Origin of the sequence: Myroides odoratimimus (assembly GCF_004337635.1) — a bacterium.
GTDB classification, from domain to species: Bacteria; Bacteroidota; Bacteroidia; order Flavobacteriales; family Flavobacteriaceae; genus Flavobacterium; species Flavobacterium odoratimimum.
The window spans coordinates 1805376-1816757 of sequence record NZ_CP037427.1; the positions used below are offsets into that span (position 1 = coordinate 1805376).

Here is an 11382-nt window from a genome sequence, read left to right on the forward strand (position 1 = left end):
ATAAGGTCTGCTTTTTTTATGTATTGATGTTATTCTTTTGTCGTAGATATTAATGTGAACGAAACGAGTGCACATGCTACTAATGAGAGCGCTACGATGCTCATAGAGCCATTATTCAAACTATTTAATAAGATAGAGGTCATGAAGGTAAAGGCTAGTTGAGAAGCTCCGAAAAGAGCTGACGCTATACCTGACTCTGCTTTATAGGGTGCTAATGCTAAAGTAGTCGTAGTAGGGAATAGTAGTCCTAATGGCATCACAAAGAAGAAAAGAGGTACTAACTGTATATATATGCTCAAATCTAACTGTATGAATAACCATAATAGTGAAGCAGCTATAAACTGTGTACTCGCTCCTAGCTTAATAATATTTTTAGGAGATAGTCTTTTTCTCAAAATAGAAGAGGTTAAGAACGATCCTAACATTAGACCACATGAGTTAGCCATGAATACAAAGCTAAAGTGTGTACTCGATAGTCCTCCTACTTCCATTACTAGAACAGGAGAGTTAGAGATATAGATCATTAGACAGCTATAGGCTATACTTCCGATAATAGTATATCTTATAAACAGTTTGTTCTTAAAGAGCTTAAAATAATTCGTTAGTATACCTCCTACATTTAAAGTTGGTATTCTATTAGTATAGTCTTCTTTTAGACAGAATACTGTCATACCAATACTCAGTGTAGCAAACAAGGCCATCGTAGTAAATACATGAGTCCAATCTAGATACTTTAAGACTATATTACCTAATATAGGAGCGATGATGGGAGCTATTCCTCCGATCACGGCTAGTATACTAAATATCTTAAGTGTCTGATCTTTATCAAACCTTTTATTGACAATGGCTCTTGCGATAACTACTCCACCACTACTACCGAAGGCCTGTAAAAAACGATATAGCCACATGACTTCAATGTTCTTTACAAATACTACAGCTAGAGATGAAAGTATAAAAATAGACAGACACAGTATGATTGGTTTTTTACTACCATACTTATCTGATATAGGTCCCCAAAAGAGTTGCCCGATTGCTAATCCTCCTAAGAATGTAGAAAGTGATATCTGAACTCTATTAATCTCAGTATTTAGATCGTGTGCTATCTTCGGGAATGCAGGAAGGTACATATCTATAGCTAAAGGGCCTAATGCAGTAAGGCTCACTAGAGTGAAGATAAGGATCCATTCTTGTGCTGAAAGTTTATCCACTATATAGGTTTTAAAAAAAAATCCTTGGAAGTGTACAACCAAGGATTTTTGTTATTATATAATTGTTGTATGTTTTACCAATTTGTTATGCAGAGTGAGTTTCTGCTTCTTTATTGATTTTTTTGATTAGTCCAACTAATACTTTACCTGGTCCAACTTCTGTAAATAAAGAAGCTCCATCTGCGATCATTTGTTCTACAGACTGAGTCCATTTTACAGGAGCAGTTAACTGTAGGATAAGGTTCTTCTTAATCTCTTCAGGATTGCTCACTGCACTAGCAGTTACGTTTTGATACACTGGACAGATAGGAGTGTTAAAAGTAGTTGCTTCGATAGCAGCAGCTAGTTCTTCTCTAGCAGGTTCCATCATAGGAGAGTGGAATGCTCCACCTACAGGAAGTAATAAGGCTCTCTTCGCTCCAGCTTCTTTTAGTGCTTCACACGCTTTCTCTACAGCTGTAGTTTCACCAGAGATTACTAATTGTCCAGGGCAGTTATAGTTAGCAGCTACTACTACACCATCTATACCAGCACATACTTGTTCTACGATGCTATCTTCTAAACCTAGTACAGCAGCCATAGTAGAAGGTGTGATTTCACATGCTTTTTGCATAGCCATCGCTCTTTGAGAAACTAGTTTAAGTGCATCTTCAAAAGCTAAAGTACCATTAGCTACTAATGCTGAAAATTCTCCTAGTGAGTGTCCAGCTACCATCTCAGGTGTAAAGTTTTCTAATGTTTTAGCTAATACAACTGAATGTAAGAATACCGCTGGTTGAGTTACTTTAGTTTCTTTTAGTTCTTCAGCAGTACCTTCGAACATGATATCTGTAATTCTAAATCCAAGGATTTCATTTGCTTTCTCGAACATCTCTTTAGCTATAGGTGAGTTTTCGTATAAGTCTTTCCCCATTCCTGTGAATTGAGCTCCTTGACCTGGAAATACGTATGCTTTCATAAGTTTAGTTTTAAATTTTGTAAGGCAAAAATAAGGTATTTTTATTAGTAAACCATATAGACATAAAAAAAGCCATCTGATATACAGATGGCTTCGTTATGATATGTTTTTGTATTATTGGATAACACCTACACGATTATCTTTAATCTTAGCATTGTCTTTTAATACTTTCAGTACTTGCATTTGTGCCATACCTCTAACGCTGTTTTCTACTCTAGCTTTATAACTAGCGTAACCAGCAGTTAATTCAGGTGCTTTAGTTACATTTTTAGTTTGGATCATATACACACCTTGTAAACCGTCGATTAACTTAGAATCTTTGTTTACTGCAGTTGCGAAAGCTGTTCCTACTACTAATGGCTCATTACCAATATTAGTGATCAGTGGAGCTCCTGTAGTTACATCAGTTATAGATGCGATAGAAGCTTTAGAACTGTTAGATACTTCTTGAATAGTATTTCCAGTCATTTTCTTTCTGATTACAACTGCTTTTTTCTCGTTCATTAAGATTGGCTCAACGATTGATTTCACTTCTTCTACTGGTGCAAGACCTGTATCATTTTTAGAAGTTACTTTAACGATGATGTGTCCGTCAGCATTGTCAAATCTCTTAATAGCACTCTCTTTAGTCTCTTTATTGAAAGCCCAAGAGATAATACTTCTTTGGTTACCTACTCCAGGTAAGAACTCTTCGAATGGACGAATAGTTACTTCTTTCTGAGCATTGAAACCTAATCCTTCAGCAGTAGCGATAAAGTCTTTAGCTGTAGGAGCGTCTTGTTCTAATTGAGTAGCTTTAGTGAATAAGTCATCAGCAGTTACGTCTGATACTTCTATTTTACGAGCTACAGTTGCTAATTTAGCACCTTCTTTCTTTTCGTTTACTTGGATAATGTGGTATCCAAAGTCAGTTTCTACTAAACCGATAGTTCCAGCAGCATTGTTAAAGATAAAGTTGTCAAAAGGTTTAACCATTTGTCCTCTTGGGATATCTTCGTATTTACCACCGTTGTTTTTAGAACCTGGGTCTTCTGTTTGCGTCATTGCTTCCATGGCGAATGAAGAAGGATTAGCTTTTACTTTAGCTAAGATTTCTTCTGCTTTTGCTTTTGCTTCTTCCTTGGTTCTTGTTGCTCCAGGAGCTGCAGAACCTGCAAAACCGATTAAGATATGAGAAGCATCAACTCTCTGACCTGCTTTTTTATCAATCATTCTAGAGATACAATAGTAGTCACCCATAATGTATGGACCAAAAGTTTGACCAGGTTGTAAGTTGAATAATTCTTCTTGGTATTCTAAAGGAAGGTCTTTCTTCGCGTAGTATAAACTGTCAAATTTGATATCTGAATTTGTGTTTACAAATGTTTCGATATCTTTTACAGTTTTAAAACCAGGGATAGTATCGTTCTTTTTAGTTGTAGCATTGTATTGTACAGTTGGCTTTAAGTAACCTTCTATAACTTCTTTTACAGCTTCTTTATCAGCAGCAGATGGCTGACTAGGAAGGAAAGCATATTGTAATACACGAGTAGGCTCAGATTTAAATCTGTTAGCATGTTTTTTCATGTAATCTAATATCTCTGTATTAGAAACAGCAGCTTCTTCGTTATTCACAGTAGAATAAGGAACAGTAACATAGTCAAAAGAAACTTTGTCATTCTCATTAGAGTATGCTGCTTTAGCATCAACATTAGTAGTATAAATACCACCTTGAACTAATGAAAAATACATTTGCTCTAAACCAACTTTCTCTAATTCTTTTTCATAAGCTAACCATTGGTTCCATTGCTCTTGACCAGCACCTTTCATCATAGCAACAAATTGGTTGAATTTGTTGATGTCGAATTGCCCAACAGCGTTTTGGAATTCTGGATTGTTAGCGAATGTAGGGTTGTTTTTAACAACGTTTACTAATTGGTCTTTACCAAGTCTTAAACCTAACTTTTCAAATTCGTTAGTAAGTAAAATATTATTTACTTCGCTGTTCCACACCATTACTCCTGCTTGAGTATTGCTCATCTGTCCTTGCTTTTCGGCTTGAGCTACTTTATGTAGGAATTCTTGGGTATTAATTTCTTCACCATCTACACTACCAATGTTTCTTGATAGTCCACCTCCCGTGCTTCTTACTACGTCGCCAATAACGAATGCTAATAATGCAATACCAATTACGGCAATTAACAGAGCGGATTTTTGTCTAATTTTTGATAAAACTGCCATGCTTTTTTATTATGTGTAATTTTTTTCAGTGAGCGAAAATACAATTATCTATTTAATAATAAAAGGGGTAGTGCTATTATTTTAGTGCTTTCGTTAAGTTTTTATTTAGATTTCAGAATAATTAATTTGTTTTTTTATAATTAATGTTGAAATAGAGTAGATAAGAGAGGATTGTTATCGTGGTTTTATTAAAAAAATAAAGGCGAGATATTTAGTATCTCGCCTCTAGTAGTGTATTATTTTTTGTTATACCCGTCCATCTTTTTTAAGAATTTTCTTCGGAAGAAGAACATGAATATCGCTACTGCTGCTATCAAGAAACTCAACCAAGATCCTGTGTCACCAGCTACTATTTTAGATACACCGTCGTATATAAATAGTACTGCGATAAATAAGTAGAAGAAAGGTATTATGCGTAATGCTTTCATTTTATTCGTTGTTTTTTACGCTTTCGGCGTAACTGTTAGTTGCTTTTACCTTGCTCATTTTACTGTCAAAGTCTATTCCTATTCCTCTAGTGAAGTTTTCGCTATCAGTAGAGGCTCTGTATTTGCCTTCTGTAAAGAACCATTCGTTTTTTTGATCATAGTAAAGTTGATCAGAAACAAGCTTCTTACCATCATGTGTTGTTATCACCACATTTCCTTGTAGGTCTATTAGGTCTGTCTTAGTATAGCGAATAGCGTAATCGGCTATTACAGTATTTTTATTTTTATCCTTGTCATATATTGTTAAGTGAATTCCAACTGGAAATTCGGTAAAGGGATATTTGACATTGCTGTAATCTAGCATTTTTGGACTTACTAAAATAGCTTTGACTCTTCCAGAATCTATGTATTGACCACGCATATTTTCTACTTCACTGGCTGGAAAGAAACTTACTTTGTTGAAGTTTTGTATTTCTTTAAAGTTACTTTCACAAGAAAATAAACTTACAGCAATCGTGAAAAAGAATAGTATGCTTAAGAATTTAGAAAGTAATTTCATTTGTTAGCTTACTACAAATTAATCAAAACGACGTTTTTGGAACCAAAGGTCATTTAATGAGAATCCTACATAAACACTGAAATAGTTCTCTTTAACTAATCCGTTGTTTTTAGTTCCTCTGCTACCGTATTCAAAACCAATATTTAGGTTAGTGAATTTACGACGCTCTCCTATAGGTAAACCTACACCAAGATTAACAGCCATATCGTTGATAGCTTTGTCATGTAAGATAAGTCCAGTATTTTCATATCTGAAACCAGCTCTATAGACAACGCGATCTAGATAACTGCTAAATGAGTTGTACTTCGGAATATAGAATCCTCCAAGAGAAAAACGATTAGAGTTTTCAAAGTTAGAAATATTCGTTTTATTCCAAGAGTCAGTTAATTTACTTGTTTGTGTAAATGTATATTGACCACCAATGAACCATTTAAATTCTTTACCAAAGCCTAGCCCCATAGAAAGAGCTTGTGGATTAGTAATTTTTCTAGAATCATCAATCACAGTTTTTTGATCTGCGATTTGATTTCCTTTTAAAACTTGCAGTTTCGTAAGGTTGTCGTTTGTCCATTTTGTTTCAGGACTATAAGTTACATTAGCTTGCCAATCGTACCCTTTAAACTTACCTGTATATTGTGCTGAGAAATTAAAAGAGAATCCTTTGTAGTCTAATCTTCTCAATTCTCTAGTAATATTCTGAAGTGATGTTCCGTCTCCGATATCTGTGATGTTCTCATACAGATCATTGTTGGTATGACCAAAGTGGTATCCAGCATCAACTCCAACAGCAAAGTTTTTGTTGATTTCATATCCAGTACCTAAAAATACTCTGTTCACTCCACCATCACCTTCATATCTAGAGTTTATCTTTTGTCCTTGAGGATTTGTTCTTTCTCCATTGATTTTATAACCAACATTAGAGTAAGGTAACAACCCAAACACAACACCAAACTTCTTTGCAATAGGTAACCCTACAGCAACATAGTCTATCGTTTGTCTATTTGCATTTTCTGAACCAGCATCAGTCTTAAAATTATAAGAAGTACCTGTAGCTCCTAATGAAAAAGTAGTAAGCTTAAGCTTACCAAATGAAGCTGGGTTTTTTAAATTTATATGAATACTATCTGCGTAAACATTTGTTCCCCCCATAGCTTTGTATTCATTCGTACCGTTGTAATTAATATTACCTACGCCATAATAAGAGTAAGGAGACGCATTGCCTTGTTGAGCTAGAGCAGCTGTACCGCATAGTAAACTCAGGCTAAAGAAGATTTTTTTTATCATTTTCAATTGTGTATTGATATAAATTGTTCAGACTCTCTAGTAGAAAGTTTGAATTAGCAAATATGACATTTTTTAATCTTTTGACCAAAAAAAGTGTATCTCCACCAGTCAAAATTATTTTTAAATCAGGATACAAGGATTTGTATTGGTTAATGATGCCATCTATTTCAAGGGTTATTCCATTAATTACGCCAGAGTGAATGGACTGATTTGTTTGATTTCCGATTAAATAATCTATATCAGTTGGTTCTAATAATGGAAGCTTTGCGGTATAATGATTTAAAGCCTTATAGCGCATACTTAAACCTGGAGAAATAGCTCCGCCTAGATATTCATCCTTGTCATTAATAAATTCGTAGGTTATACAAGTACCTGTATCAATAACTAAACGATTAGAATTTGGATATAGTATAGTAGCTCCTGCAGCTAGAACCATTCTATCTATGCCAAGAGTAGCTGGAGTTGCATACTTATTCATAAAAGGGAAAGCACTTTTATGACTAATTTCGATTACTTCTGTGTTTTCTAGTAACCAATTGTAAGTTGTAGATTCTAATTTTCCTACCGAAGAGAGTATAACTTTAGGCTTTACGTCATTTATTTTTAAAATATTTTTAATTTTTTTTTCTAATAAATTTATTTCAAAAAAATGAGTTTCTAAAAGCGTATCTTTTTCAAAGATAGCTAATTTGGTTCTTGTGTTGCCTATATCAATTGCTAGAATCATAGTGTGTTTCTTGTGTTAGGCAAAGGTAGTAAATGATTTTTTTTCTAAAAAGTTTTGGAAGAACGAAAATCTGTTCTATATTTGCAACCGCTTAACAGAACAAGATTGTTCAATACTAAAAGCCAATTGGTGCCTTAGCTCAGTTGGTAGAGCAATGGACTGAAAATCCATGTGTCCCTGGTTCGATTCCTGGAGGCACCACTAATTTAGCTTTTAGTTGTTATAGTTTAAAAAAAGGTGCCTTAGCTCAGTTGGTAGAGCAATGGACTGAAAATCCATGTGTCCCTGGTTCGATTCCTGGAGGCACCACTAATTTAAACTTAAGCGAAACATAAGGTGCCTTAGCTCAGTTGGTAGAGCAATGGACTGAAAATCCATGTGTCCCTGGTTCGATTCCTGGAGGCACCACAAAAAACCACTACTCATCAGTAGTGGTTTTTTTTATTTTGCGCCCTGATGTAAAAGAAATGGATCAGTGACAAAAGTTGGGATCAGTGACAAAAGTTGGGGACTAGGCAAAAAGTCGGATCAGTGACAAAAGTTGGGGACTAGGCAAAAAGTCTAGTTAATCTAAAAAGGAAAAACTTCTTATCCCTAACACCTCTATACATCATACGGAAGTATTTAATTTTGGCATTAAATGATTCCGCAGAAGCATTTGTACTTCTATTAATAAAGTAATTGATGATTTCGTTATAGTGTACATTAAAAGTCTTTAAAACAGTACTAAAGTGTTTGAGTGAAGCTTTTTCAATATCATTAAACCAATGAGCTAGCTTAGTCATAGCTATTTCTTTATCTATTTGTAGATTATATATCTGTCTAAGGTTATTAGCAAGTAGATAGGCTTGTTTGATCTCTGGGTATAATTCAAATAGTACCTTAGCTCTTTCTTGTTGGTCAGATGTCCAATTAATTTGGTTTTTATAAAGTAGAGAACGTGAGCGAACTAAAAGTTGTTTCTTAGTATCTCCATTACTAAGTATTTCAGGATTATATATAATGCCTTCTTCCTTAGCCTTTAAAACAGCAGTGTTCTCAGCGTCAAGCTCAGCCCATCTATATTTTATTCTAATATCTTGTACAGCTTCACTTACAAGCTTTTGTACATGAAAACGATCAATTACTTGCACAGCTTTAGGGAAGCACTTCTTAGCTATCTGTTTCATAGCCCCTGCCATATCTAAAGTAATCTCGGTAACTTTATCTCTAAGTTTTTTAGGTAGTTTAGATAGATGCTTTATTACAGTATCTGATTTTGTTCCTTTAACTATCGCTACAATGGTCTTTTTCTGACCTTTACCTGCTTTAGAAGTCAGTATAGTGTACAATTCTCCCATAGATAAACATACTTCGTCTATGGACAACTGATTAGTTATATTTTCTGGGTAGAGTAGCCAGTCTTGTGCATGTTCTTGTTGATCCCATTGTTTGAAACCACTAGTTTTATGTTTGTATTGGCGTTGAAACTTCTCTCCTTTAACCCCAAATAATTCACCAATAGCCTTACAGCTAAGTACTTTAGTATCGGCCAATTTTTTTTAAGAACTCCGAAAACTCTGTAGTCATTCGTGTTCCTTCTGCGATGATATTCCAATCACGTGATATAATTTCTCCTGTTTGTTTATCTGTCCAACGACGACGTTGTACGTGTAGTTTAACTGATTTACCTCGTAACGGGAAGTCTTCAATAGTAATCATACTATGGAAACCTTTAGAAATAAGCTGTCTTTCAGCACATTGATTTCCGTAATCATTCTTCTCTTCAAAGTAGATATGTAGTTTGGTCTCTAATTCTTCTACTTTAGTAATATTGAAGTGTTCTACTAAGTAAGTAGGTAAGATTAGTTTTAGTATTTCTTGGCTATCCATCATAGCACAAAGATATTATTTTACACTTTCCTCCCCAACTTTTAACGTTGATCCAAAAAGTCTAGTTAATCTAAAAAGTAAAATACATTTGAAAATAATGCTCACTGCTAAAATAAAGAGTTTTAAGAGAAGTATTTAATCATTGATTAATCATGTATAAGTGTATAAAGAACGTTCTTAAGGGGGCTTGTGTGTCTTTGTGTTGGTGATTGAGGAGAGGATAGGAAGAAAATAAAAAGCCCACTTCATAGAAGTGAGCTTTATGTATTATTTGTTGATTGCCTCAAACTCCATTGTTAGTTTTTTTAGTTCTAACTCTTGGGTTTTAATGTTAGTTTGCAAATCAAGTAATTGCTTTTTGAATTTTAAATCTTCTATTGGAGTAAGCCTACCTGAAGCATTTAGTTGAACATATTTGCTATTTCTAGCATTGTATTTATCTTCTGCTTTTTGAAGTTTTAATGTTTGTTTGCTTACTTTTTTCTGACTTTTGATAATACTCTTTTGTCTTTTAAGTTCAGCTTTATGTTCTTTTTCTAATTGCTTTTGGGCTTTTAGTTCTTCTTTTTGTTGTTGTTTAGCTATTTCTTTTTCTTGTTCTAATCTTTTAGCAGCATCCTTTTCATTTTGAAGTTTAATCTCTTCAAGTTTTAAGCTTTCTTCAACTAGTTTCTTTTCATCAATTAAGGACTCAAGTGAAGTGTGTTCTGTAGGGATTTCTTTTACATCAGTAGTTTTAATTTCTTGAGCTTTAACCACAGATGTTGTTGCTACAAATATTGCAGCAGCACATAGCATTTTGTTTTTCATTGTTTTGTTTGTGTGAATTGTATTAAATATTTGTTTCGTGAGTATGTATTTACCATTCATTAATTCTATTAGCATCTAGCTTTAGAAAGATGAAAAGTAATACAGTAAATGCCATTAAACTAGAACCTCCATATGAAAAGAATGGTAGGGGTACACCAATGGTAGGGAATAGTCCAATAAGCATTGTAATATTAAAGGCGAAATGTATAAACAGAAAACAGATAACACAATAACCATAAACACGGTTAAATATTTTTTTCTGTCTTTCTGCTAAGTGTATTAATCTGAAAAATAGGCAGACAAATAGAATGATTACAAAAGAAGCACCAGCAAACCCCCATTCTTCTCCTACTGTAGTGAAGATGTAGTCTGTGTGTTGTTCTGGTACGAATCCTCCCTTTGTTTGAGTTCCTTCTAAGAATCCTGTTCCTGTCCAGCCTCCTGATCCAATGGCTATTTTGGATTGATTAAGGTTGTACCCTTCAGCTTGTAAGTTAACGTCTTCTCCTATTAATACATTAATCCTGTCTTTTTGGTGTGGTTCTAGTACTTCATCATAAACGTAATCTACAGAGAATACGAAGGCTGACATGATTACAACTAGTATAATATATATTAAAGGGTTACGAGTAATCTTTTTGTTTAAATAGAAGTGTAATGCCGCTATTGCAAGTATAGAAGCTATGATGATACCTGGTTTTACTACAAGTGCTGCGACAAATAGAATAATTGTTATAAATCCAGTCCATAAGTACCAACTAGGCAGTCCTTCTCTGTACAAAACAAATACAAGAGAAACGAATAACATAGCACTACCAGTATCGTGCTTTAATATAAATAGGGTAGGTACACCGATGATAACTAAAGCTATAATTTGTTCTTTAAAAGAACTTAGATGGGATTGACTATCTGATAAAAATTTAGCGAGTAGCAGGGCAGTAGTAGTTTTTACAAACTCTGAGGGCTGTATACCGAAACCAGCTATTTGATACCAGTTCGTTTGACCTTTTACTGACTTACCAAATACAAATAAACCAAGTATGGAAAGCAGCCCAATGATATAGAAAACCATAGCATACTTCTCATAGAACTTAGTGTCTATGGATACAATCAATATAATAAGTGGAATACAAAAAATAATAAACATTAGTTGTCTACCATAGATTTGGCTTAAGTCAAAAATAGATGTGGTTTCTGCAGGTAGAGAAGCCGAATAGATATTAATCCACCCAGCTATGACTAAAAGCATATACAGAAGTATTGATATCCAATCTATGTTTTTTTGAACACTAACGTTTTTCATTTTTGATTTAATC

Annotated in this window: 11 protein-coding genes and 3 tRNA genes; 3 read left to right on the forward strand and 11 right to left on the reverse strand. The window is 34.2% G+C overall.

Features of this window, described 5'->3' with window-relative positions:
- Positions 1 to 29: 29 nt before the first annotated feature.
- The 7 genes from E0Z07_RS08285 to E0Z07_RS08315 all read right to left on the reverse strand — a co-directional run bounded on the left by E0Z07_RS08285 (position 30) and on the right by E0Z07_RS08315 (position 7384).
- Positions 30 to 1208, reverse strand: coding sequence for a multidrug effflux MFS transporter (locus E0Z07_RS08285; protein ID WP_036471117.1), 1179 nt, complete (start codon positions 1206 to 1208; stop codon positions 30 to 32).
- An 85-nt stretch (positions 1209 to 1293) separates the two neighbouring features.
- Complete coding sequence (fabD, locus tag E0Z07_RS08290; protein WP_006257278.1) at positions 1294 to 2166, reverse strand: ACP S-malonyltransferase; 873 nt, start codon at positions 2164 to 2166, stop codon at positions 1294 to 1296.
- 114 nt (positions 2167 to 2280) lie between these two features.
- Positions 2281 to 4386, reverse strand: coding sequence for a peptidylprolyl isomerase (locus E0Z07_RS08295; RefSeq protein ID WP_006257277.1), 2106 nt, complete (start codon positions 4384 to 4386; stop codon positions 2281 to 2283).
- 236 nt (positions 4387 to 4622) lie between these two features.
- Positions 4623 to 4814: a hypothetical protein gene (locus E0Z07_RS08300; protein WP_006257276.1), complete on the reverse strand. Its 192-nt coding sequence runs from the start codon at positions 4812 to 4814 to the stop codon at positions 4623 to 4625.
- A 1-nt stretch (position 4815) separates the two neighbouring features.
- The gene (lptC, locus tag E0Z07_RS08305; RefSeq protein ID WP_006257275.1) at positions 4816 to 5373 is read right to left on the reverse strand and encodes an LPS export ABC transporter periplasmic protein LptC; all 558 of its coding nucleotides are present in this window, start codon (positions 5371 to 5373) and stop codon (positions 4816 to 4818) included.
- Between the two features lie 18 nt (positions 5374 to 5391).
- Entirely contained in the window at positions 5392 to 6657 is a 1266-nt protein-coding gene (locus E0Z07_RS08310) for a hypothetical protein (RefSeq protein WP_006257274.1), read from the reverse strand.
- The gene (locus tag E0Z07_RS08315) at positions 6635 to 7384 is read right to left on the reverse strand and encodes a type III pantothenate kinase (RefSeq protein WP_006257273.1); all 750 of its coding nucleotides are present in this window, start codon (positions 7382 to 7384) and stop codon (positions 6635 to 6637) included. Before E0Z07_RS08315 ends, E0Z07_RS08310 begins: the two co-directional genes overlap by 23 nt.
- 128 nt (positions 7385 to 7512) lie before the next feature.
- Between E0Z07_RS08315 and E0Z07_RS08320 the strand changes: the two genes are divergently transcribed.
- The 3 genes from E0Z07_RS08320 to E0Z07_RS08330 all read left to right on the forward strand — a co-directional run bounded on the left by E0Z07_RS08320 (position 7513) and on the right by E0Z07_RS08330 (position 7792).
- A tRNA-Phe gene (locus E0Z07_RS08320) sits at positions 7513 to 7585 on the forward strand.
- A 35-nt stretch (positions 7586 to 7620) separates the two neighbouring features.
- A tRNA-Phe gene (locus E0Z07_RS08325) sits at positions 7621 to 7693 on the forward strand.
- Between the two features lie 26 nt (positions 7694 to 7719).
- Positions 7720 to 7792, forward strand: a tRNA-Phe gene (locus E0Z07_RS08330).
- Between the two features lie 140 nt (positions 7793 to 7932).
- Here the strand turns inward: E0Z07_RS08330 and E0Z07_RS08335 are convergent.
- From E0Z07_RS08335 to rodA, 4 genes are all read right to left on the reverse strand, one after another.
- A complete protein-coding gene (locus E0Z07_RS08335) occupies positions 7933 to 8919 on the reverse strand; it encodes an ISAon1 family transposase (RefSeq protein ID WP_006260369.1) in 987 nt (328 codons plus the stop codon).
- On the reverse strand, positions 8906 to 9259 hold the full coding sequence (locus E0Z07_RS08340; protein WP_006260368.1) for an ISAon1 family transposase N-terminal region protein: 354 nt from the start codon (positions 9257 to 9259) through the stop codon (positions 8906 to 8908). The genes E0Z07_RS08335 and E0Z07_RS08340 overlap by 14 nt, the downstream gene beginning before the upstream one ends.
- A 264-nt stretch (positions 9260 to 9523) precedes the next feature.
- A complete protein-coding gene (locus E0Z07_RS08345; protein WP_225600875.1) occupies positions 9524 to 10066 on the reverse strand; it encodes a hypothetical protein in 543 nt (180 codons plus the stop codon).
- Between the two features lie 49 nt (positions 10067 to 10115).
- Entirely contained in the window at positions 10116 to 11369 is a 1254-nt protein-coding gene (gene rodA / locus E0Z07_RS08350; RefSeq protein WP_006257271.1) for a rod shape-determining protein RodA, read from the reverse strand.
- Between the last annotated feature and the right edge of the window lie 13 nt (positions 11370 to 11382).